General features: G+C 73.9%; 21 protein-coding genes and 2 pseudogenes. 14 read left to right on the forward strand and 9 right to left on the reverse strand.

Features of this window, described 5'->3' with window-relative positions:
- Positions 1 to 54 precede the first annotated feature (54 nt).
- Entirely contained in the window at positions 55 to 288 is a 234-nt protein-coding gene (locus ACLQ2U_RS03865; protein ID WP_425749333.1) for a DUF7455 domain-containing protein, read from the forward strand.
- A gap of 182 nt (positions 289 to 470) precedes the next feature.
- Here ACLQ2U_RS03865 and ACLQ2U_RS03870 read toward each other — a convergent pair whose 3' ends face one another.
- The 3 genes from ACLQ2U_RS03870 to ACLQ2U_RS03880 form a co-directional block, all read right to left on the reverse strand.
- The gene (locus ACLQ2U_RS03870; protein WP_425749121.1) at positions 471 to 2,195 is read right to left on the reverse strand and encodes a DEAD/DEAH box helicase; all 1,725 of its coding nucleotides are present in this window, start codon (positions 2,193 to 2,195) and stop codon (positions 471 to 473) included.
- A gap of 252 nt (positions 2,196 to 2,447) precedes the next feature.
- Complete coding sequence (locus tag ACLQ2U_RS03875; RefSeq protein ID WP_425749122.1) at positions 2,448 to 3,098, reverse strand: trimeric intracellular cation channel family protein; 651 nt, start codon at positions 3,096 to 3,098, stop codon at positions 2,448 to 2,450.
- A 42-nt stretch (positions 3,099 to 3,140) separates the two neighbouring features.
- Positions 3,141 to 3,359, reverse strand: coding sequence for a DUF3039 domain-containing protein (locus tag ACLQ2U_RS03880; protein ID WP_425749123.1), 219 nt, complete (start codon positions 3,357 to 3,359; stop codon positions 3,141 to 3,143).
- Between the two features lie 88 nt (positions 3,360 to 3,447).
- On the opposite strand from ACLQ2U_RS03880, the gene ACLQ2U_RS03885 reads away from it, so the two are divergent.
- Both ACLQ2U_RS03885 and ACLQ2U_RS03890 read left to right on the forward strand, forming a co-directional pair.
- Positions 3,448 to 4,380, forward strand: a complete 933-nt coding sequence (locus ACLQ2U_RS03885) for a pseudouridine-5'-phosphate glycosidase (RefSeq protein ID WP_425749124.1) — start codon at positions 3,448 to 3,450, stop codon at positions 4,378 to 4,380.
- The gene (locus ACLQ2U_RS03890; RefSeq protein ID WP_425749125.1) at positions 4,377 to 5,276 is read left to right on the forward strand and encodes a carbohydrate kinase family protein; all 900 of its coding nucleotides are present in this window, start codon (positions 4,377 to 4,379) and stop codon (positions 5,274 to 5,276) included. The genes ACLQ2U_RS03885 and ACLQ2U_RS03890 overlap by 4 nt, the downstream gene beginning before the upstream one ends.
- Before the next feature lie 21 nt (positions 5,277 to 5,297).
- Here the strand turns inward: ACLQ2U_RS03890 and ACLQ2U_RS03895 are convergent, their stop codons facing one another.
- On the reverse strand, positions 5,298 to 5,657 hold the full coding sequence (locus tag ACLQ2U_RS03895) for a DUF3099 domain-containing protein (RefSeq protein WP_425749126.1): 360 nt from the start codon (positions 5,655 to 5,657) through the stop codon (positions 5,298 to 5,300).
- A 102-nt stretch (positions 5,658 to 5,759) separates the two neighbouring features.
- Between ACLQ2U_RS03895 and ACLQ2U_RS03900 the strand changes: the two genes are divergently transcribed.
- Both ACLQ2U_RS03900 and ACLQ2U_RS03905 read left to right on the forward strand, forming a co-directional pair.
- Positions 5,760 to 6,047 carry a hypothetical protein gene (locus ACLQ2U_RS03900; protein ID WP_425749127.1) on the forward strand — a complete coding sequence of 96 codons (288 nt, stop codon included), beginning with the start codon at positions 5,760 to 5,762 and terminating at the stop codon, positions 6,045 to 6,047.
- Between the two features lie 13 nt (positions 6,048 to 6,060).
- Positions 6,061 to 6,369 carry a hypothetical protein gene (locus tag ACLQ2U_RS03905; protein ID WP_425749128.1) on the forward strand — a complete coding sequence of 103 codons (309 nt, stop codon included), beginning with the start codon at positions 6,061 to 6,063 and terminating at the stop codon, positions 6,367 to 6,369.
- Between the two features lie 7 nt (positions 6,370 to 6,376).
- On the opposite strand, the gene ACLQ2U_RS03910 is transcribed toward ACLQ2U_RS03905, so the two are convergent.
- Entirely contained in the window at positions 6,377 to 7,579 is a 1,203-nt protein-coding gene (locus ACLQ2U_RS03910; protein ID WP_425749129.1) for a low temperature requirement protein A, read from the reverse strand.
- A 57-nt stretch (positions 7,580 to 7,636) separates the two neighbouring features.
- Positions 7,637 to 8,212, reverse strand: coding sequence for an HhH-GPD-type base excision DNA repair protein (locus ACLQ2U_RS03915; RefSeq protein WP_425749130.1), 576 nt, complete (start codon positions 8,210 to 8,212; stop codon positions 7,637 to 7,639).
- A gap of 139 nt (positions 8,213 to 8,351) precedes the next feature.
- Between ACLQ2U_RS03915 and ACLQ2U_RS03920 the strand changes: the two genes are divergently transcribed.
- From ACLQ2U_RS03920 to ACLQ2U_RS03930, 3 genes are all read left to right on the forward strand, one after another.
- Positions 8,352 to 9,410, forward strand: a complete 1,059-nt coding sequence (locus ACLQ2U_RS03920) for an iron ABC transporter substrate-binding protein (RefSeq protein ID WP_425749131.1) — start codon at positions 8,352 to 8,354, stop codon at positions 9,408 to 9,410.
- A gap of 71 nt (positions 9,411 to 9,481) precedes the next feature.
- Positions 9,482 to 11,014, forward strand: coding sequence for an ABC transporter permease (locus ACLQ2U_RS03925; protein ID WP_425749132.1), 1,533 nt, complete (start codon positions 9,482 to 9,484; stop codon positions 11,012 to 11,014).
- A complete protein-coding gene (locus ACLQ2U_RS03930; protein WP_425749133.1) occupies positions 11,011 to 12,099 on the forward strand; it encodes an ABC transporter ATP-binding protein in 1,089 nt (362 codons plus the stop codon). The genes ACLQ2U_RS03925 and ACLQ2U_RS03930 overlap by 4 nt, the downstream gene beginning before the upstream one ends.
- A gap of 54 nt (positions 12,100 to 12,153) precedes the next feature.
- Here ACLQ2U_RS03930 and ACLQ2U_RS03935 read toward each other — a convergent pair.
- A pseudogene (locus ACLQ2U_RS03935) lies at positions 12,154 to 12,225 on the reverse strand (hypothetical protein); the annotation flags it as partial.
- An 86-nt stretch (positions 12,226 to 12,311) separates the two neighbouring features.
- Between ACLQ2U_RS03935 and ACLQ2U_RS03940 the strand changes: the two are divergent.
- Both ACLQ2U_RS03940 and dtd read left to right on the forward strand, forming a co-directional pair.
- Positions 12,312 to 13,796: a DUF7059 domain-containing protein gene (locus ACLQ2U_RS03940; RefSeq protein ID WP_425749134.1), complete on the forward strand. Its 1,485-nt coding sequence runs from the start codon at positions 12,312 to 12,314 to the stop codon at positions 13,794 to 13,796.
- 52 nt (positions 13,797 to 13,848) lie between these two features.
- On the forward strand, positions 13,849 to 14,271 hold the full coding sequence (gene dtd, locus ACLQ2U_RS03945; RefSeq protein WP_425749135.1) for a D-aminoacyl-tRNA deacylase: 423 nt from the start codon (positions 13,849 to 13,851) through the stop codon (positions 14,269 to 14,271).
- 114 nt (positions 14,272 to 14,385) lie between these two features.
- Here dtd and ACLQ2U_RS03950 read toward each other — a convergent pair whose 3' ends face one another.
- Positions 14,386 to 15,174 carry a sporulation protein gene (locus tag ACLQ2U_RS03950; RefSeq protein WP_425749136.1) on the reverse strand — a complete coding sequence of 263 codons (789 nt, stop codon included), beginning with the start codon at positions 15,172 to 15,174 and terminating at the stop codon, positions 14,386 to 14,388.
- 216 nt (positions 15,175 to 15,390) lie between these two features.
- Between ACLQ2U_RS03950 and sigB the strand changes: the two genes are divergently transcribed.
- From sigB to ACLQ2U_RS03970, 4 genes and pseudogenes are all read left to right on the forward strand, one after another.
- Positions 15,391 to 16,407: an RNA polymerase sigma factor SigB gene (sigB, locus tag ACLQ2U_RS03955; RefSeq protein WP_425749137.1), complete on the forward strand. Its 1,017-nt coding sequence runs from the start codon at positions 15,391 to 15,393 to the stop codon at positions 16,405 to 16,407.
- 99 nt (positions 16,408 to 16,506) lie between these two features.
- Positions 16,507 to 16,863 (forward strand): ArsR/SmtB family transcription factor, encoded by a 357-nt coding sequence (locus ACLQ2U_RS03960; protein ID WP_425749138.1) that lies wholly within the window; start codon positions 16,507 to 16,509, stop codon positions 16,861 to 16,863.
- Positions 16,860 to 17,330, forward strand: a pseudogene (locus ACLQ2U_RS03965) (SRPBCC family protein); the annotation flags it as partial. The gene ACLQ2U_RS03960 and the pseudogene ACLQ2U_RS03965, both read left to right, overlap by 4 nt.
- Before the next feature lie 27 nt (positions 17,331 to 17,357).
- Entirely contained in the window at positions 17,358 to 17,765 is a 408-nt protein-coding gene (locus tag ACLQ2U_RS03970; protein ID WP_425749334.1) for a VOC family protein, read from the forward strand.
- A gap of 6 nt (positions 17,766 to 17,771) precedes the next feature.
- Here ACLQ2U_RS03970 and ACLQ2U_RS03975 read toward each other — a convergent pair whose 3' ends face one another.
- On the reverse strand, positions 17,772 to 20,327 hold the full coding sequence (locus ACLQ2U_RS03975; protein WP_425749139.1) for a GNAT family N-acetyltransferase: 2,556 nt from the start codon (positions 20,325 to 20,327) through the stop codon (positions 17,772 to 17,774).

Consider the following 20,327-nt stretch of genomic DNA (forward strand, 5'->3'; position numbering starts at 1 on the left):
GTGAGCAAGGACCGAGAGAGAGTGTTCATCGGTGACGACCAGAGGAGGAAGGCGATGACTCCGACCCTCACGCCGCCGCCCGAGACGGTGGCCCCCCCGGCCGCCGATGAACGGTGCGACCGCTGCAATGCTGCCGGTAGGCTCCGGATCACTCTGGCGGGTGGGAGCGAGCTGGTGTTCTGTGGGCACCACGCGAACAAGTACGCGGAGGATCTCGTGAAGATCACCGTGAAGTACGCGACGGACCCGGAGTTCAGCTGGCGTGGCGCCGATCTGATGGCGAACTGAATCCGTAACCGCAAACGGACGACATAGCCGACCGGAGGCACCCGATGGGTGCCTCCGGTCGGCTTTCCGCATCCCCGACACCCGCACTCGGCACCGAGGCCACACAACATCCTGGATCGAGCACGACCTCGCCCATCCAGGGCGACGCCTCCGTCAGGGCTGGGGCCGGTGGGGCGGCCTGGTCAGAGGGTCTGGACGGTGGCGATGCGCTCTTCGAGCTGCTCGATGGTGGCCTGGGCGCTCGGCGGGCCGCCGCAGAGCCGGCGCAGCTCGGCGTGGATCTTGCCGTGCGGTTGGCCGGTGCGGTGGTGCCGGGCGGCCACCAGGGCGTTCAGCTGGCGGCGCAGCGCCACCCGCCGCTGGCCCGCGTTCATCGGCGCCGCCGGGGCCTCAGCGGCCGGCTCAGCGGCCCGGGTGGCCGCTCGGCGGCGCTGGGTGGCGAGCTGTTCGGCCTGCCGCCTGGTGAGCAGCAGGGAGACCTGGTCCGCGGTGAGCAGACCGGGCAGACCGAGGTATTCCTCCTCCTCCGGGGTGCCGGACTGGGCGGCGGTGCCGAAGGAGGTGCCGTCGAAGATGAGCTGGTCCAGCTCGGCGGTGGCGGAGAGCGCCGTGAAGCGCTTCTCCAGCTCGCCGCAGGCCTGGTCGTCGCGCTGGGCACGCTCCAGCAGGTCGTCGTCGAAGCCCTCTTTGTCCTTGGGCTTGCCGAGCACGTGGTCCCGCTCGGCCTCCATCTCGCTGGCCAGCCCGAGCAGGTGCGGCACGCTGGGCAGGAAGACCGAGGCGGTCTCCCCCGGGCGGCGGGCCCGGACGAACCGCCCGATCGCCTGGGCGAAGTAGAGCGGGGTGCTGGCGCTGGTGGCGTAGACCCCGACGGCCAGCCGGGGGATGTCGACGCCCTCGGAGACCATCCGCACCGCGACCAGCCACCGCTGCTCGGACGCCGCGAACGTCGCGATCCGGGCGGAGGCGCCCACGTCGTCGGAGAGCACCACCCCGGCCTTCTCCCCGGTCACCTGCTCGATCAGCCTGGCGTACGAGCGGGCGCTCTGCTGGTCGCTGGCGATCACCAGCCCGCCGGCGTCGGCCATCCCGGCGTTGCGCAGCACGGTCAGCCGGGCGTCGGCGGCCCGCAGCACCTGCGGCATCCAGTCGCCGGCCGGGTCCAGGGCGGTACGCCAGGCCTGCGCGATCAGGTCCTGGGTCATCGGCTCGCCCAGCCGTGCCGCCAGCTCGTCGCCGGCGTTGGTCCGCCACCGGGTCTCCCCGGAGTACGCCAGGAAGAGCACCGGCCGGACGACGCCTTCACGCAGCGCTTCGGAGTAGCCGTAGACCGAGTCGGCGCGGGACCGCAGCAGGCCGTCGCCGCCCCGCTCGTAGCTGACGAACGGGATCGGGTTGTCGTCGGAGCGGAACGGCGTACCGGTGAGCATCAGCCGGCGTACCGCGGGCTCGAAGGCCGCCTTGACCCCGTCGCCCCAGGTGCGGGAGTCGCCGGCGTGGTGGATCTCGTCGAGGATGACCAGGGTGCGCCGGGTCATGGTGCGCCGCCGGTGCACCTGCGGCGCCATGCCGACCTGCGCGTAGGTGACGACCGCGCCGTGGAAGTCGGCGGAGGAGTGCAGGTCGGCGTTGCGGAACGCGGCGTCCAGCTGGATGCCGACCCGGGCCGCGGCGCCCGCCCACTGGGTCTTCAGGTGCTCGGTCGGCGCCACCACGGTGACGGCCTCGACGGTGCCGTCGGCCAGCAGTTCGGCGGCGATCCGCAGCGCGAAGGTCGTCTTGCCCGCGCCCGGCGTGGCGACCGCGGTGAAGTCGTCGGTCCGGCGGCGCAGGTACTCCACCAGCGCCTTGCGTTGCCAGGCCCGCAGGGGCGGGAACGTCTCGAGCGTCGGCGTCCGGGCTGCCACGCGAAGCTCCTCTCCGACTGCACGATGGCGGAACCGGGCCGAGGGCCACGGGTACCGCCGCCCATGAAAACGCCTCCGCGCAGAAGATGCCGCGAAGGCCGGCTCAGCATAACCAGCGGGGGCCGGTCTCCCCACTCGACGCCACGCTGGTCACATCCGCCACCCCCGCCCGCCCACCCCGTCGCGCGTTTTGCGCCGTGTCGCGGCACCACCGGCGGACGGGCACGGCCAGCGGCCGGCGGGCGGGACCGGTCAGCCCTGGGGGCCGCGGACCCCGGTCGTCGGGGGCCGCAGCGTCGCCACGGGGGCCGACCAGCGCCGTCGCAACGCCACCAGCCGGAGTACGAAGACCAGCAGCGCCGCGCCGGTCAGCGGCAGCGCCCGGGCGTACCCGACGGCGTCCAGCAGGGTCACGCCGACCGCCCCGACGAGCGCGGCCACCGCGTAGATCTCTCGGCGCAGCACCACCGGGATCTCGGCGGTGAGCAGGTCCCGGCCGAGCCCGCCACCGATCGCGGTGAGCATGCCGATCACGATCGCGCCGACCGGCGGCACCCGGGCGTCGAGCGCCTTGAGCGTGCCGGTGACGGTGAACAGGCCCAGGCCGGCCGCGTCCAGCACCAGCACGGTGGTGCGCAGCCGGGCGAGCTGGGGATGCAGCCAGAAGCAGGCGGCGGCGGTGACCGCGGCGGTGCTGGCGTACCGCCAGTCGGCGAAGGCCAGCGGCGGCACCTCGTCGATCACCAGGTCCCGGAAGATCCCGCCGCCCAGCGCGGCCACGAAGCCGACGAAGACGACGCCGAAGATGTCGAGCCGTTTGGCCACCGCCGCGGAGGCCCCGGAGGCGGCGAAGACGGCCACTCCGGTCAGATCGGCGAAGAGCAGGGCGGTGGAGGTGGTCACACCGCCGAAGGTTACGTGGGCGGCCGGGGTGGCCGCCCCGGATCACTCGCGGTACGCGTCGTAGATCTCCTTGCACTTCGGGCAGACCGGCGAGCCGGGCTTGGCCGCCTTGGTCACCGGGAACGTCTCGCCGCAGAGCGCCACGACGAAGGTGCCCATGACGGCACTCTCGGCGATCTTCTCCTTGCGGACGTAGTGGAACATCTCGGGACCGGTGTCGGCGTCCTTCAGCTCCGGACGCTCGAGAACCTCTGTGTTCACTGCATACACCTCCAACTTTCCAGTTTGGCAGGTCGGTGGGGGCCAGTCCACCGCAGCCCACCCGACGGCGGCCCGTACGGTAACGGAGGTGACCAACTTTCACATCCGTCACGGCGCCGAGGTCGCCGACGCCCTGCGCGACGGCCGACCCGTCGTCGCCCTGGAGAGCACCATCGTCTCGCACGGCCTGCCCCGGCCGGACAACCTCCGGGTGGCCCGCGAGATCGAGCGGGCGGTACGGGACGCCGGCGCCGTCCCCGCCACGATCGGGGTGGTCGGCGGCGAGCTGGTGGTGGGCCTGGACGATGCCGAGCTGACCCGGCTGGCCACCGTCGACGGAGTGACCAAGCTCTCCGTACGCGACCTCGCCGTCGCCGCCGCCACCGGCGCGGACGGCGCCACCACGGTCGCCGCGACCAGCGCGGTCGCCACCGCGGCCGGGATCGGCGTCTTCGCCACCGGCGGGCTGGGCGGGGTGCACCGGGAGGCCGCGCAGACCTTCGACGAGTCGGCGGACCTGGTCACCCTGGCCCGGACGCCGATCGCGGTGGTCTGCGCCGGGGTCAAGTCGATCCTCGACGTGGGCGCCACCCTCGAACGGCTGGAGACCCTCGGGGTCGGCGTGGTCGGCTACCGCACCCGGCGCTTCCCCGGCTTCTACCTCAGCGACGCCGGCTTCGACCTGGACTGGTCGGTGGACTCCCCGGAGCAGGTGGCGGACGTGCTGGCCGCCCGGCAGCAGCAGGGCGTGCACCAGGGCGGGCTGATCGTCGCCCACCCGCTCCCGGTCGACGAGCAGCTCGACCCGGCGCTGCACGACCGCACCCTCGCCGAGGGCCTGGCGCTGCTGGAGCGGGACGGGGTGACCGGCAAGGCGGTGACGCCGTTCCTGCTGGCCCACTTCCACTCGGCCACCGAGGGCGCCAGCCTGGCGGTGAACGTGCGGATCATCCTGCGCAACGCCGACCTGGCCGCCCGGATCGCGGTCGCCGCCGCCCGGTCCGCCGACCGACCGGCATGACCGGACCGTCCCGGGTGGTCGTCGTCGGCGACCTGATCACCGACGTGGTGGCGATGCTGGCCGGACCGCTTGCCCCCGGCTCGGACACCCCGGCGACGATCCGGGTGAGCGGCGGCGGCCAGGCGGCCAACACGGCGGCCTGGCTCGCCGCGCAGGACGTGCCGGTGACGCTGGTCGGCGCGGTCGGCGACGACGGCGCGGGCCGGGACCGGGTGGCCGAGCTGGAACGCGCCGGGGTGGACTGCGCGGTCGAGGTGCACGGGGACGCCGCCAGCGGCACGGTGATCGTGCTGGCCACCGGCGCGGAGCGGACGATGGTCACCGAACGGGGCGCGAACCTGCGGCTGACCGCGGCGCACGTCGAGCGGGCCGTGGCGGCGGCGCCCGACGCGGCGCATCTGCACCTGTCCGCGTACCCCCTGCTGGACGCCGCGTCGCGACCGGCCGGGCTGCGGGGGTTGGCCGTCGCCCGCGAGCGCGGGCTCACCACCAGCGTCGACGCGGCCTCCGCGGCGCCGCTGCGGCGGATCGGCGCGGCGGCGTTCCTGTCCTGGGTACGCGACGTCGACCTGCTGCTGGTCAACGCGGACGAGGCGGCGGTGCTCGCCGGAGGGCTGGACCCGGCGGCGCAGGCGCGGGCGCTGTCGGCCTCGGCCCGGCGGGTGGTGGTGAAGCGGGGCGAGGCGGGCGCGGTCTGGGTGGACCGGAGCGCGACGGTCGGGGTCGCCCCGGCCCGGCGGGTCGCGGTGGTGGACGTCACCGGCGCCGGGGACGCCTTCGCGGCCGGGCTGTTGAGTGCCTGGCTCGGCGGCGCCGATCCACGGGCGGCGCTGGCCCGGGCCGGCGACCTGGGCGCCCTGGCCGTCTCCACGGTCGGCGCCCGGCCCGCCGCCTGACCCCGGCGACGGGGACGTCGGTCAGGGCTCGACGTCGATGACCTTGTGCGGCCGCTCCTCGGCGGTGAGGCTCATCGGCGGGGTCTCGTCCCGGTGCTGGGGCTGGAACCTGCCGGCCAGCCGGTGCTGCTCCTTCGGCGGGCGGTCGTTGGCCAGCAGCACGGCCAGCCAGGGGATGAGGATCATGCCGAGCCCGACCAGCGGCAGCCAGAGCCAGAGCAGGGGGGCCTTCGTGCCGACCAGGACGGCACCGACGATCACGCACGCCACCCGGATGCCCATCATCAGCACGTAGCGCTTCTGCCGGCTGCTGAGTTGGTCGTCCTGGCTGCGCGAGGCGTCGGTGATCAGGATCGGCTGGTACGCCTGATGCTTCACCATGGACCTCCTCGAGGGGATTACCCCCATCCTGTCACTCCCCGTTCGTGATCAGTGAAAATCGCGCGCGCCGGTGACGTGTTACATCCGTGGTACGCTGCCGGCGTGGGCAGCCGGTTCAGCTTCACCGACGAGGCGTTGGCCAACCTGCGGGTCTACGACGTCACGCCCGGGGAAGTCTGGGAGGCCCTGCACAGCACCCGCCGGGTGATCCGGCACCTGGGCGACGACGTGATGGTCGTCTACGCGGTGAACCGCCGCGGCCGACGGCTGGCCGTGCTGCTCGCCGAGGCCGACGGCACCGACAACGACTGGGACATCCTCTCCGCCCGCGAGCTGAGCGACGTCGAGGCCAAGCGCTACGACGAGGCCGTGCGGAGATCGCGCCGATGAGGAGGCGACGGCGATGAACCGTAACGAGGCCACCAAGCGGTTCCACGGCGACGACGCGCTCGCCGAGCTGATCGACGAGAGTCAGCCGCTGGAGCTGCCCACCCCCGACACCGACGTGCCCATGGTCAGCCGCTCGGTACGCCTGCCGCTGGAGACGTACGAGCGGGTCCGGGCGGCGGCCGAGGCGCGCGGCATCGGCGTCACCACGCTGATGCGGCAGTGGATCGAGGCCGGCCTGGCCGACCTGGACGACTCGGCCACCGTCTCCCTCGCCGACGTGCGGCGGGCCCTCGCGTCGCTCTCCCGGCCGACCGCCGCCTGAGCACCCGTCACAGCGACGGCGGCGAGGGCCGCTCCGGCGGCCGGCCCCGCGCCCGCCGCGCGTCCGCCAGCGCGATTCCGGCCACCACCGTCGAGGTGGCCCCGGCGACCGCGAGCGGGGGCAGCCGCGTCATCAACGGCGCCATCGCCACCAGCACACCCAGGCCGACCAGCCGGGACCGGGACACCCGCCCGAACACCTCGTACTCGAAGCGCGCCCGACCGAGCACGAAGAGCGCGGGGCCGCCGATGATCACGGTGAGCCAGGCGGGGTCGGTGTGCCCGCCGGGGTGGGCGATGACGATTTCGTAGCCGACGGCGGAGGCGACGATGCCGGCCACCATGACCAGGTGGGTGTACGTCGCCGACTCGGCGAGCCGGCCGGGCTGCGCGGACCCGGCCACCGCCTCCCCCAGCACCGTGCCGGCCCGGTAGAAGTAGATGCGCCAGAGCAACGCCGTGGTGGCGAACGTGATGGCGAAGGCCACCCACTGGGCGCCGGCGAACTCGCTTCCGCTGAAGGTGAAGCCGCTGATGAGGATCATCTCGCCCAGCGCGATGATGATGAACTGCTGGTAGCGCTCGGCCAGGTGCTCTTGGGTGACCGTCCAGGAGGAGGCGGGTGATCGGCCGCGTCCGGGCAACGGCCAGCCCAGCCGGCCCGCGCCGTAGTCGAGGAGCACCGCCAGGGTCCAGAGCACCCCTCGGGCGTCGTTCTCCGCAAGCCCTCCGGCGATCCACGGCACCGCCGACACCAGCGACCAGGCGAGGATCCGGCCGGCGATGTGCCGCTCCGGGTGGTGCCGCATCACCACGGTGAGGACGAGCGGACGCCCCACCTGGACGGCGACGAAGCCGATCGCGAAGGAGAGACCCCGGGTGTCGAACGCCTCCGGCAGCGACACCGCCATCACCATGCTGCCGAACATCGAGCCGGCCACGACCAGCTGGAGCGCCGGCTGATCGGGGTCGTACCGGCTCGTCGTCCAGGTGGTCAGCGACCAGACCATCCAGAGAGCGAGCAGGAGCAGCAGCGTCTGCCCCGCCTCGGGCAGGAAGAGCCTCCGCTGGACCGTGAAGTCGTCGACCAGCCGGTTCGACAGCCGGGTGAGCGCGAAGACGAAGGCGACGTCGAAGAAGAGTTCCAGGAAGGTGGCCCGCGGCGAGGTCTTCTCGCCGCGGAGGAACTGCTCCCCCGGCTGGTCCGCCATCCCCCGCCCGCCGTCGTCTCCTCAGGAACTCACGATCGCGCAAGGAGAGCGGTGGCGTCAGGCTTTCGCCGCCTTGGCCGCCGCCTTCATCTGCTGCTTGTACTCACGGACCCGACGCAGCGACTCCGGGTCGGTGATGTCGGCCACCGACCGGTACGCGTCCGCCTCGCCGTACCCGCCGGCCGCCTCCCGCCAGCCCTCCGGACGCACGTCGTACCGCTTGCCGAGCAGGGCGACGAAGATCTGGGCCTTCTGCTTGCCGAAGCCCGGCAGGTCGGCGACGCGGCGCAGCAGTTCCCGGCCGTCGGTGGCGTCGGACCAGAGCCGCGCGGCGTCACCGTCGTACCGGTCGACCAGCGCCCGGCACACCTCCTGGACCCGGGCCGCCATCGCCTTCGGGAACCGGTGCAGGGCCGGCGGGCGGGCGAAGATCTCGACCAGCGCCTCCGGGTCGTGCTCCGCCAGCTCCCGGGCGTCCGGCTCGTGTCCCAGCCGCTGGGTCAGCACGTACGGCGAGGAGAACGCCTTCTCCATCGGGATCTGCTGGTCCAGCACCATGCCGATCAGCAGGGCCAGCGGGTTGCGCTCCAGCAGCCGGTTGGCCTCGGGGTCGATGGGCAGCGACAGCGTCATGCCACCATCCTGCCCCGGCGGCCCGCGCCCGGCGGTGCCGACTCCCCGGCACAAGCCTCGCGTTCGCACTGAGGTTAGGCTGTGCTAACTTCACCCTCATCGGCGGACGGCCCGTCGACCGACGACAAGGAGTGCCGCCGTGCCCGTTCCCGCCCGCAGATCCCTCGCGGCCCTCGCCGCCGCCGGCCTGCTCTCGTTCGGCCTGGTCGCGTGCGGCTCCGGCGAGGGTGACGCCGCGGACCCGGGCAAGCCCGGCGACAAGACCATCACCGTCTACAGCGGCCGGAACGAGGCCCTGGTCAAGCCGCTGATCGACAGGTTCAGCCAGCAGACCGGCATCACCGTCAAGACCCGGTACGCCACCACCGCCCAGCTCGCCGCCCAGCTGGTCGAGGAGGGCGGCAAGTCCCCGGCGGACGCGTTCTTCGCCCAGGACGCCGGCGCCCTCGGCGCGGTCGCCAAGCGGGACATGTTCGCCCCGCTGCCCGCCGCCGCGCTGGACAAGGTGCCGCAGAGGTACCGGGCCGGCAACGGCCAGTGGGTCGGGGTCAGCGCCCGGTCCCGGGTGCTCGCGTACAACGCCGACAGCGTGCCCGCCGCCGAGCTGCCGACGTCGGTCTTCACGCTGACCGACCCGAAGTGGAAGGGCAAGATCGGCGTCGCCCCGACCAACGCCTCCTTCCAGGCGTTCGTCACCGCGATCCGGGTGCAGCACGGCGACCAGAAGGCCAAGGACTTCCTGGCCGGGCTCAAGGCCAACGAGCCGCAGATCCGGGACAACAACGTCAAGATCGTGGAGGAGGTCGACAAGGGCGAGATCCAGGTCGGCCTGGTCAACCACTACTACCTGGGCGAGGTGGCCAAGGAGAAGGGCACCACCCCGGACGCGCTCAAGGCCAAGCTGCACTTCTTCCCCGGCGGCGACACCGGCGCCCTGGTCAACGTCGCCGGTGTCGGCGTGCTCAAGCGCTCCGCCGCGGACCCGGACACCACGGCCTTCGTGGACTTCCTGCTCAACCCGGAGTCGCAGAAGTACTTCGCCGAGCAGACCTTCGAGTACCCGGTGGTGGCCGGGGTCGCCGCGCCGGCCGGGGTGCCGCCGCTGGCCGAGCTGGACACCCCGGACATCGACCTGAACGACCTGGACACCCTGGACGCCACGATCACCCTGATCAAGGACTCGGGGCTCGTACCCTGACCGCCCCGACCACCACCACCGGCGCAGGGCCGGCCCGATCCGGGCCGGCCCGTTTCGGCGTACCCGGATCGGTGCGCCGGCTGGCGCCGCGCCCGGCGCTGCTCGCGGCCTCGACCGCCGCGGTCGCCGTCGCCCTGATCCCGCTGGTCTACCTCGCGGTACGCACCGCCGAGGCGGGCGCCGACCGGATCGCGGCGGAACTCTGGACCGAGCGGGTAGGGCTGCTGGCGCTGCGCAGCCTCGGGCTGGCCGCCGTGGTCACCGCCGCCTGCGTGGTGCTCGGCGTTGGCGCGGCGTGGCTGGTCACCCGCACCGACCTGCCCGGCCGGCGGGTCTTCGCGGTGCTGGCCGCGCTGCCGCTGGCCGTGCCCACCTACATCGCCGCCTTCGCCTGGGTGTCCACCGTCGAGCGGCTGGAGGGCTTCTGGCCAGCGGCGCTGGTGCTGACGCTCTGCTCGTACCCGTACGTATTCCTGCCGGTCGCGGCGGCGCTGCGCGGCGCGGACCCGGCGCAGGAGGAGGTCTCCCGGTCGTTGGGGCGGGGCGGCTGGCGCACCTTCACCGACGTGACGCTGCGCCAGATCCGGCCGGCGACCGCCGCCGGGGCGCTGCTCGTCGCGCTCTACGTGCTGGCCGACTTCGGCGCCGTGTCGATCCTGCGCGCGGACACCTTCACCCGGGCCATCTTCGTCGCCTTCGACCTGGGCTTCGACCGCACCGGTGCGCTGGTCCTCTCCAGTGTGCTGGTGGCGCTGACCGTGCTGCTGCTGGCCGGAGAGACCGCCACCCGCCGGCGCGGCGCCCGGTACGCCCGGCTCGGCGGCGCCCGCCGCCCGGCCGCCCGGGTGCGGCTCGGCCCGGCCCGCTGGCCTGCCCTCACGGCGCTGCTCGGCCTCGCCGCGCTGGCCCTCGGCGTGCCGGCGGTCAGCCTGGCCCGCCGGCTGGCCAGCGGGGTGTCCCGTCCCGGCGCGCTGGCCGAGGTGGCCACCGCCGCCGGCAACTCGCTCTGGCTGTCGCTCGCCGGCGCCGCGCTGACCATGCTGCTGGCCCTGCCGCTGGGGCTGCTCACCGCCCGCGCCCCCGGGCCGCTGGCCACCCTGCTGGACCGGCTCGCCTATCTGGCGCACGCCCTGCCCGGCGTGGTGATTGGGCTGTCGCTGATCTTCTTCGGGATCACCGTGGCGTACCCGCTCTACCAGAGCACCTGGCTGCTGGCGCTCGCCTACGCCACGCTCTTCCTGCCGCTGGCCGTCGGCGCGGTGGCCGGGGCCGCCGCCCAGGCCCCGCCCGGTCTGGAGGAGGTGGCCCGCTCGCTGGGTCGCGGGCCGCTGGCCGTGCTGCGCACGGTCACCCTGCCGCTCACCCTGCCCGGCATCGGCGCGGGCGCAGCCCTGGTCTTCCTCACCGCCATGAAGGAACTCCCGGCCACCCTGCTGCTGCGCCCCACCGGCACCGACACCCTGGCCACCGAGTTGTGGACGGCGACCTCGGTCGGGGCGTACGCGGCCGCGGCCCCGTACGCCGCGCTGCTGGTGGTCATCTCGGCGCTGCCCACCTGGTGGCTGGTCGCCCGGGGCGGCCTGCTCGACAAGGAGGACCGATGAGCGAGGTCGTGCTGACCGGAGTCGTCAAGCGGTACGGCCCGGTGACCGCGCTGGACGGGGTGGACCTGACCGTTCCGGCCGGCGCGCTGACCGCCGTGCTCGGCCCGTCCGGCTGCGGCAAGACCACCCTGCTGCGCTGCCTGGCCGGGTTCGAGCGGCTCGACGCCGGCGCGATCCGGGTGGACGGGCGCGAGGTGGCCGGCCCGGGCCGCCACCTGCCTCCGCACCGCCGCCGGATCGCCGTGGTGCCGCAGGAGGGCGCGCTCTTCCCGCACCTCACCGTCGCCGCCAACATCGGGTACGGCCTGGACCGCGCCGACCGCCGGGGCGACCGGGTCGACGAGGTGCTGACCCTGGTCGGGCTGGCCGGGTACGGCGACCGGATGCCGCACCAGCTCTCCGGCGGCCAGCAGCAGCGGGTAGCGGTCGCCCGGGCGCTGGCCCCGCGGCCCTCGCTGGTGCTGCTGGACGAGCCGTTCAGCGCCCTCGACGCCGGGCTGCGGGCCGGGCTGCGGCACGACATCCGGGAGGCGCTACGGGCCGACGGGGCGACCGCCGTGCTGGTCACCCACGACCAGGGCGAGGCGCTGTCGGTGGCGGACCGGGTGGTGGTGCTGCGCTCCGGCCGGGTGGTGCAGAGCGCCGCGCCGGCCACGCTCTACCGGGAGCCGGCCGACCAGTGGGTGGCCGGGTTCGTCGGTGACGCGGTGCTGCTGCCGGCGGTCGCCTCGGCCGGGACGGCACGCACGCCCCTCGGCACCCTGCCGATCGCCGGTGCCACGGCCGACGGCTCGGTGACCGTGCTGGTCCGGCCCGAGCAGCTGCGCCTGGCCCCCGCCTCGGGTGCCGACGCGGTGACCGCCACGGTGCTACGGCACGACTTCCACGGCCACGACGCGCTGGTCGCCCTCCGGCTGGCCGACGGCACCCGGGTCACCGCCCGGGTCTGGGACGAGTCCGAGCCCGCCCCGGTCGGCGCCGAGGTCGCGGTACGCGTCGACGGCCCGGCCCGCGCCTGGCCCGCCCAGCCGGCCCCGTCCCCGATCGCCGACCCGGCGCCCCGGTCGGTCCACCCGGTCGCCTGACCCGCCCCGCCCCCCGTGATCCACACCGGTCCGTGCCCGGAGCGTGCCGTCAGTCAGGTAGCTGGCCACCTGGGACGGCGAGTACGACGGGTTGGCCGAGAGCACGAGCGCGGCCGCGCCCGCCACGTGCGGCGCAGTGGATTAATTGAGTTCGCGGTATGGATGTCGCGGGTGGCGGCCGAACCACGACGCGCGCGAGGCAGGATGGCGACGTGGAACGACACGACATGCTGCTCTCCCCCGCCGGCGTCGAGGCGCTGCGTACCGCGCTGACCAGGGCGTGGTTCACCTCGAACGGCATCGCCGGCCGGCTCGGCCCGCAGGCGACCGGCGGGGCCGCCCGCAACGACTTCCGGGCCGCGCTACGCGCCACCGAGGACCGCGACCCGCTGGCCACGCTGATCCGGGTGTTCATCTGCGACCAGACCGAGTCCGAGGCGGCGGTGGCCGCCGCGCTCGCCCCGCTCGGCGTCGAGGAGGCCCTCGCGGGCGGGCTGGTGGAACGGCACGGCGACGGGCTGCGCGCCGGAGTCGACCTGGAGCCGTACGGGGACGACTGGTGGGTGCTCGCCGACGTCCCGGCCAGCGCCCGGCCCGGCCGGCCGCTGCACAGCGAGCATGTGCTCGGCATCGGCGGGGCCACCCAGACGCTGATCGGCGCGACCGTCCGCCGGCCGGTGGAAACCGCGCTGGACCTGGGCACCGGCTCCGGCGTCCAGGCCCTGCACCTGGCCACCCACGCTCGCTCGGTCACCGCCACCGACGTCTCCGAGCGGGCGCTGCGCTTCGCGGCCACCACCGCGGCGCTCAACGGCCAGGACTGGGAGCTGCTGCGCGGCGACATGGTCGCGCCGGTTGCCGGACGCCGCTTCGACCTGGTGGTGAGCAACCCGCCGTTCGTGGTCGGCCCGGGAACCACCACGCACGTGTACCGGGACTCCGGCCGGGTCGGCGACGCGATCGGCGCCGAGCTGGCCGCCGCCGCGCCGGGCCTGCTCACCGAGGGCGGCACCATGCAGTACCTGGCGAACTGGGTGCACGTCACCGGTGAGGAGTGGGACGAGCGGGTGGCTGGCTGGTTCGCCGGCACCGGGCTCGACGCCTGGGTGATCCAGCGCGAGGTCGCCGACCCGATGGCGTACGTGAACCTGTGGCTGACCGACGTCGGAGAGGCGGCCGACCCGCAGCGGATGGCCGCCTGGCTGGACTGGTTCGACGCGCACAAGGTGGAGGCGATCGGCTTCGGCATCGTCTCGCTGCGCCGGACCGGCCACGACGACCCGGTGGTCCGGGTGGAGGACCTGCGCCAGCGGGTGGAGCCGCCGATGGGCGACCGGGTCGCCACCTGGTTCGACCGCCAGGACTTCCTCCGGGTACGCGACACCGACGTGCTGCTCGCCGAGCGCTACCGGGCCGCTCCGGGCCTGCAGCTCCGGCAGGAGGCCACCATGGGCGAGGAGGGCTGGGCGGTGGACCGGCAGGTGCTCGCCATGCCGCACGGGCTGCGCTGGAGCGAGGAGATCGACCCGCTGGTGCTGGCGCTGGTCGGCGGCGCCGACGGCCGGCTGCCGCTGCGCGACCAGCTCGCCCTGCTCGGCGCCGCGCACGACGTGACCCCGGACGAGCTGGCCGACGCGGCCGGCCCGATCGTGGCGCACCTGGTCGAGCGGGGCATCATCGAACCGGTGGAGGCGTGATGGGGCCGGCGGGGCCCGTGCCGGTCACGTTCCGGGCGGAGGTGGCCGGCTGATGCGGGCGGTGGTGCAGACCGTCGGCCGGGCCAGCGTCACGGTCGACGGCGAGGTGGTCGGCGAGATCGCCGACGGCCTGCTGGTGCTGCTCGGCGTCACCCACGCCGACACCACCGAGGTGGCACGGACGATGGCCCGCAAGATCCACGAACTGCGGATCCTCGACGACGAGCGCAGCGCCGCCGACACCGGGGCCCCCGTCCTGGTGGTCAGCCAGTTCACCCTCTACGGCGACGCGAGAAAGGGCAGACGCCCCAGCTGGACGGCCGCCGCCCCCGCCGAGGTCGCCGAACCCCTGGTGACCTCCGTGGTCGAGGCGCTCCGCGAGCGCGGCGCCAAGGTCGAGACCGGCCGCTTCCGCGCCCACATGCTGGTCGAGAGCGTCAACACCGGCCCCCGCACCATCCTCCTCGACCTCTGACCCCTCCCCTCCCCGTTGATCATGAAGTTGGCGACACTCAAGCAGATCGAACTCGCCGCCAACTTCATGATCGACGCGGGCCACGCGGGGCCCCGTGGGTGGGTGGGGGGTGGGTCAGGAGAAGAGGCCGCGGCGGCGGAGGGACTGGTTGAGCCAGGCGTCGAGCTGGGCGGTCCAGTCGGTGCGGTCGGCGGTGGCGTGGTCCACGGTGAAGCGGCCGAAGGCGTCCCGGCCCTCGGTGAAGAGCCCGCCGCGCTTGTCGACCTCCAGCACCACCTGCACCTGCTGCGGGTCGGTCACGAAGGTGACCTCCAGCTGGTTGATCGCCCGGGCGTACTGCGGCGCCGGGAGGAACTCGATCTCCTGGTAGAACGGCAGGCTCTGCCGTACGCCGTAGATGTGGCCCCGCTCGACGTCGGCGCGGGCGAACCGGAAGCCCAGTCGCAGCAACGCCTCCAGCAGCCGCTCCTGGGCCGGCAACGGGTGCACCGCCACCGCGTCCAGGTCGCCCTTGTCGACCGCCCGCGCCACCTCCAGCTCGGTACGCAGCCCCATGGTCATGCCGTGCAGGTGCTGCCCGTACAGGTCGGTCAGCGGGGTCTCCCAGGGCACGTCGAAGCGGAACGGGACGTCGTACCGCTGCCCCGGCTCCAGCCGGAACGGGCCGGTCACCTGCCCGCGGCCGAACTCCTGGTTGGTGTCGTACTCGGAGTCGGCGCTCTCCACCTCGACCCGGGTGACCAGACCCAGCGCCACATAGGAGATGTCCACCGGGTGTTCCCCGCCGGCCACCTGGATCCGCCCCTCCAGCTGACCGCCCGGACGGCAGTGCGGGTTGGCCAGCACGGTTTCCACCGACGGACCGCCGACACCCATCGCCTGCATGAGCCGCTTGAAGACCACCACGTCCTCCGTTGCCTGTCCGGTGCCGGCCCCGGTGGCCGACCGCTGGCACGGTAACCGGGTTCGGCAAGCGACGGCGGGACGATGGCGCGATCGGATTCCTGTCGGGTCCCCGATCGCCTCACTCCCGTTTCACGCCCCGGTTGGGAAGCTGTGCATCACCGGCGCCACTGGGGCCGGTACGCGGCACAGAAGCGGACACGGGGAGAGACTGAGATGGCCCTGCAGATGATCGAACACCAGACGCGCCCGGCCGCCACCACCGACGCCGAGCCCGGCGCCGGGATCCTGGTCGATCTGGACGCCACCGACGAGCGCGGGATCTCCACCGACCTGGTCCGGGCGTACCTCAACGGGATCGGCCGGACGAAGCTGCTGACCGCCGCGCAGGAGGTGGAGCTGGCGAAGCGGATCGAGGCGGGACTGTTCGCCGAGGAGAAGCTCTCCACCTGCACCCCGGTCTCCGCCGAGCTGCGGGCCGACCTGGAACTGGTGGTGGCGCAGGGCCGCGCCGCCAAGGACCACCTGCTGGAGGCGAATCTGCGGCTGGTGGTGAGCATCGCCAAGCGCTACACCGGCCGCGGGATGGCCTTCCTCGACCTGATCCAGGAGGGCAACCTGGGCCTGATCCGCGCGGTGGAGAAATTCGACTACGCCAAGGGCTACAAGTTCTCCACGTACGCCACCTGGTGGATCCGGCAGGCGATCACCCGGGCGATGGCCGACCAGGCCCGCACCATCCGCATCCCGGTGCACATGGTCGAGCAGGTCAACCGGATGGTCCGGGTCCGCCGGGAGCTGTCGGTCACCCTGGGTCGGGAGCCCACCGTCGGCGAGGTGGCCACCGCGCTGGAGATCCCCGAGTTCCAGGTCATCGAACTGATCTCGTACGACCGGGAGCCGGTCAGCCTGGACCAGGCCGTCGGCGAGGACGGCGAGAGCGCGCTCGGCGACTTCGTCGCCGCGGTGGACCCGCGCCAGCAGCCGGGCGACGCCGCCGCCGACGGCGAGCTGCGCAACGAGGTGCGGATCGTGCTCTCCACCCTCTCCCAGCGGGAGCAGGCGGTGATCCGGCTCCGGTTCGGGCTGGACGACGGCCGGCAGCGCACCCTGGACGAGGTCGGCAAGGAGTTCGGCCTGTCCCGGGAGCGGATCCGGCAGATCGAGAAGGTGACGCTGCTCAAGCTGCGCGCCCCGGAGCGGGCGCAGCGCCTGGAGGCGTACGCCTGCTGAGCGGCGCGACGGTGAAAGGGCCCCGGCGGTTCGCCGGGGCCCTTTCACGGCGTGGGTCCTTGACCCCGGACCGTCACCCGGGCTATAAACCTATTGGTTATGAAACCAGGAGGTTATAAGGTGACGTCCGACCTGCTCGACGCGACCTTCGCCGCGTTGGCCGACCCCACCCGTCGGGCCATCCTGGCCCGGCTCGCGGCCGGAGAGGCCACGGTCACCGAGCTGGCCGCCCCGTTCCACATGAGCCAGCCAGCCGTCTCCAAGCACCTGCGGGTGCTGGAACGCGCCGGCCTCGTCACCCGGAGCCGGGACGCGCAACGACGTCCCTGTCGACTCGACGCGCGTCCGTTGCGGGAGGCCGTCGAGTGGCTGGCGAACTACCGCGACTACTGGGCGGAGAGCTACCAGCGCCTCGACGCGTTGCTCGCCGAATTGTCGACAGAGGAGCGGCGATGACCGCCACGGCAGGGGGCCTGACGGTCACCACGCCCACGGAACGGGACATCGTGCTGACCCGGGCCTTCGCCGCGCCCCGCCACCTGGTGTTCGCCGCGTTCACCCGTCCGGACCTGCTCACCCGGTGGTACGGGGCCCGGGGCTGGCACCTGGTCGGGTGCGAGGTGGACCTGCGGGTGGGCGGACGCTGGCGGTTCGTCTCGGCGGGGCCTGACGGCCAGCGGATGGGCCAGGGCGGGGTCTACCGGGTGATCGACCCGCCCGGCCGGCTGGTCTACACCGAGCTCTTCGACGACCAGTCCTACCCGGGCGAGACGCTGGTCAGCCACGAGTTCGTCGAGGCGGACGGGCACACCACCGTGACCAGCACCCTCCGCTATTCCACCCGCGCGGGCCGCGACACCGTTATCCGCTATCCGATGGCACGGGGGGTCGGCGAATCCTTCGACCGGCTCGCCGCGATGCTGCAGAACAACGACACAGGGAGAGACACCGTGAACTGGACTCTGGAAGTGGTCGTCGTGCCGGTCTCCGACATCGACCGGGCCAAGGCCTTCTACGCCGACCAGCTCGGCTTCCACGTCGACCACGACACCCGGATCGGCGACGACGTACGGATCGTGCAGCTCACTCCCCCGGGCTCCGGCTGCTCGATCGTGATCGGCCGCGGGGCCGTGCCGGACATGCCGCCGGGTTCGCTCAAGGGCCTCCAGCTGGTCGTACCCGACCTGGAAAAGGCCCGGGCGGAGCTGGTCGGGCGGGGCGTCGAGGTCAGCGAGATCCAGGTGCTGGGGCGCAACCCCCGCCCGGTGCCCGACCCGCTGGACAACGTGGGGTTCGTCTTCTTCACCGACCCGGACGGCAACGCCTGGGGCGTCCAGCAGATCTCCGAGCGCGGCTGAGGCCGGTCAGAGACGGCGGGGGCCGGTGTCCGGGCGGGCGCCGGCCGAGCCGACCCCGACCGTGGCGTGCAGCACGGAGATGCCGTCCGGCCGGGCCAGCACCGGATTCAGGGTGAGCGACCGGACCCGGGGCTGCTCGTCGGCGAGCCGGCCGACCCGCAGCAGCAGGTCGACCAGGGCGGACCGGTCCACCGGCGCGGCGCCCCGGTGCCCGCGCAGCAGCGGCGCGGCCCGCGGCTCGTCGACCAGCTCGGCGGCGTCCCGGTCGGTCAGCGGCACCGCCCGCCAGGCCCGGTCGCCGAGCAGCTCGGTGGCGACGCCGCCCAGACCGAAGCCGACCACCGGCCCGAACGCCGGATCCTCCATCAGCTCCACCACGCAGGCCACCCCGGGCGGGACCATCGGCTGGACCAGGACGTCCGCGCCGAAGACCGCCGTCATCTCGGCGTACGCCCGGCGCAGCGCGACCGGGTCGGCGAGGTCGAGGCGTACCGCGCCGAGGTCGAGGCGGTGCCGCAGGCCGGGGGCGGCCGCCTTGAGCGCCACCGGCCAGCCGAGCCGCTCGGCGGCGGCGACCGCCTCGTCGGCGCTGCCGGCGGGCGCCGACTTCACCAGGTCGATCCCGTACGCCCCGAGCAGCCCCGCCGGGTCCGAGGCGTCGGCGCGGATCGCCGCCTGGCCGGCCAGCCGGTCCACCCGGGGCAGCTCGGGCAGCGCCCCCGGGTCGCGGCGCAGCCAGGCCGCGTACCTGGTGACCCGGGCCAGGGCCCGGACCGCTTCCTCCACGCTCGGGTAGGCGGGCAGCCCGGCCGGCACCCGCCCGGCGAGGAAGGTCACCACGGTCGGCTTGCCGGCGCCCAGCGCGGCCGGCAGGGCGGCGGTGAAGTCCGCCTCCTCGACGGTCAGCTGGCCGGGCAGCGGCGGGGCGAAGACGGCGACCAGGGCGTCCACTCCGTCGTCGGCGGCGGCACCGGCCAGCGCGGCGGTGAACGCGGCGGCGCCGGCGTGCGGTCCGACATCGCGCGGATAGCCGTCGGCGAGGGTGAGTCCCTGGGCGGCGCAGGCGGTGGCGGCGAGGCCGGTCAGCGCGGAGGAGTTGCCCACCACGCCGACCCGGGACCCGGCGGGCAGCGGCTGGTTGGCCAGCAGCACGCCGACGTCGAGCAGCTCGGCGACGGTGTCCACCCGGATCACCCCGGACTGGGCGAAGAGCGCGCTGACCGCGGCCTCGTCGAGCACGGGCCCCTCGCCGAGGCCGACCGGCCGGGCCAGCGAGGCGAGCGCCACCACCGGCTTGTCCCGGCCGATCCGGCGGGCCAGCCGGGCGAACTTGCGCGGGTTACCGAAGGTCTCCAGGTAGAGCAGGATCACTTCGGTTCCCGGATCGTCCTGCCAGTACTGCAACAGGTCGTTGCCAGAGACGTCGGCCCGATTGCCGGCCGAGACGAAGCTGGACAGGCCCAGGCCACGCCGCTGCGCCTCGGCCAGCAGCGCCACCCCGAACGCGCCGGACTGGCTGAAGAAGCCGACCCGGCCGGGGGCGGGCAGGACCGGGGCGAGGGTGGCGTTGAGGCGTACCTTCTCCTCGGTGTTCGCCACGCCGAGGCAGTTCGGGCCGACCACCCGCATGCCGGCGGCGTGCGCGGCCCGGACCAGCGCGCGCTGCGCGGCGGCGCCCTCGGGCCCCGCCTCGGCGAAGCCGGCGGAGATGACCACCAGGCCGTGCGCGCCGGCGGCGGCCGCGTCGGCCACCACCGCGGGCGCCGCCTCCGGCGCCACCGCGACGACCGCCAGGTCGACCTCCGCGCCGGCGTCGGCCGCCGAGGGGTACGCGGGCAGCCCGGCCACCGTCGTCGCGCTCGGGTGCACCGGGACGATCGCCCCCGGGTAGCCGCCGTCGCGCAGGTGACCGAGGACCGCCGCGCCGACGCCCTGCCCGGTGGCGCTGGCCCCGTAGACGGCGATGCCGCGCGGGGCGAGCAGCCGGGCGATCGAGCGCGCCTCGGTGCGGTGCTCCCGGCCGCGCTGCACCTCCAGGGTCGCCTCGGTGGGGGCGATCGGGAAGTTCAGGTGCACCACACCGTCGGCGTACTGGCGCTGGACCTGGTAGCCGAAGTCGGAGAAGACCCGCAGCATGGTGCTGTTGGTGGGGAGAACCTCGGCGACGAAGTGCACGATGCCGAACCGCCGGGCCGAATCGGCCAGGTGCTCCAGCAGCACCGGGCCGATCCCCCGGCCCTGGTAGTCGTCCTCCACCACGAACGCCACCTCGGCCTCCGGCGCCTCCGGGCCGAGCCGCTCGTACCGGCCGACGGCGACCATCCGGGTGCCGGCGAGCACCACGAACGCCTCCCGGTCGCGGTGGTCGACGTTGACGAAGCGTTGCAGGTCCCGTTCCGGGATGCGCGGGTACGGCGAGAAGTAGCGCAGGTAGCGGGTGCGCTCGGAGAAGCGCGAGTGCATCGCCACGATCTCCGCTGCGTCCTCTGGCCGGATCGGCCGCAGCTGGACGGTGCTGCCGTCGCTGAGCAGCACGTCCACCGGTTGGTCGACTGTGGTCAC

The organism is Micromonospora sp. DT47, from assembly GCF_049844475.1.
Classification (GTDB): domain Bacteria; phylum Actinomycetota; class Actinomycetes; order Mycobacteriales; family Micromonosporaceae; genus Micromonospora.

Bases quoted from the DNA above. Each gene is read 5' to 3' on its own strand.
- sigB (WP_425749137.1), top strand. From the start codon at position 15,391: ATGGCCCTGCAGATGATCGAACACCAGACGCGCCCGGCCGCCACCACC.
- ACLQ2U_RS03890 (WP_425749125.1), top strand. From the start codon at position 4,377: ATGACCGGACCGTCCCGGGTGGTCGTCGTCGGCGACCTGATCACCGAC.
- ACLQ2U_RS03960 (WP_425749138.1), top strand. From the start codon at position 16,507: ATGAAACCAGGAGGTTATAAGGTGACGTCCGACCTGCTCGACGCGACC.
- ACLQ2U_RS03905 (WP_425749128.1), top strand. From the start codon at position 6,061: ATGAACCGTAACGAGGCCACCAAGCGGTTCCACGGCGACGACGCGCTC.
- ACLQ2U_RS03865 (WP_425749333.1), top strand. From the start codon at position 55: ATGACTCCGACCCTCACGCCGCCGCCCGAGACGGTGGCCCCCCCGGCC.
- ACLQ2U_RS03910 (WP_425749129.1), bottom strand. From the start codon at position 7,579: ATGGCGGACCAGCCGGGGGAGCAGTTCCTCCGCGGCGAGAAGACCTCG.
- ACLQ2U_RS03895 (WP_425749126.1), bottom strand. From the start codon at position 5,657: ATGGTGAAGCATCAGGCGTACCAGCCGATCCTGATCACCGACGCCTCG.
- dtd (WP_425749135.1), top strand. From the start codon at position 13,849: ATGCGGGCGGTGGTGCAGACCGTCGGCCGGGCCAGCGTCACGGTCGAC.
- ACLQ2U_RS03915 (WP_425749130.1), bottom strand. From the start codon at position 8,212: ATGACGCTGTCGCTGCCCATCGACCCCGAGGCCAACCGGCTGCTGGAG.
- ACLQ2U_RS03930 (WP_425749133.1), top strand. From the start codon at position 11,011: ATGAGCGAGGTCGTGCTGACCGGAGTCGTCAAGCGGTACGGCCCGGTG.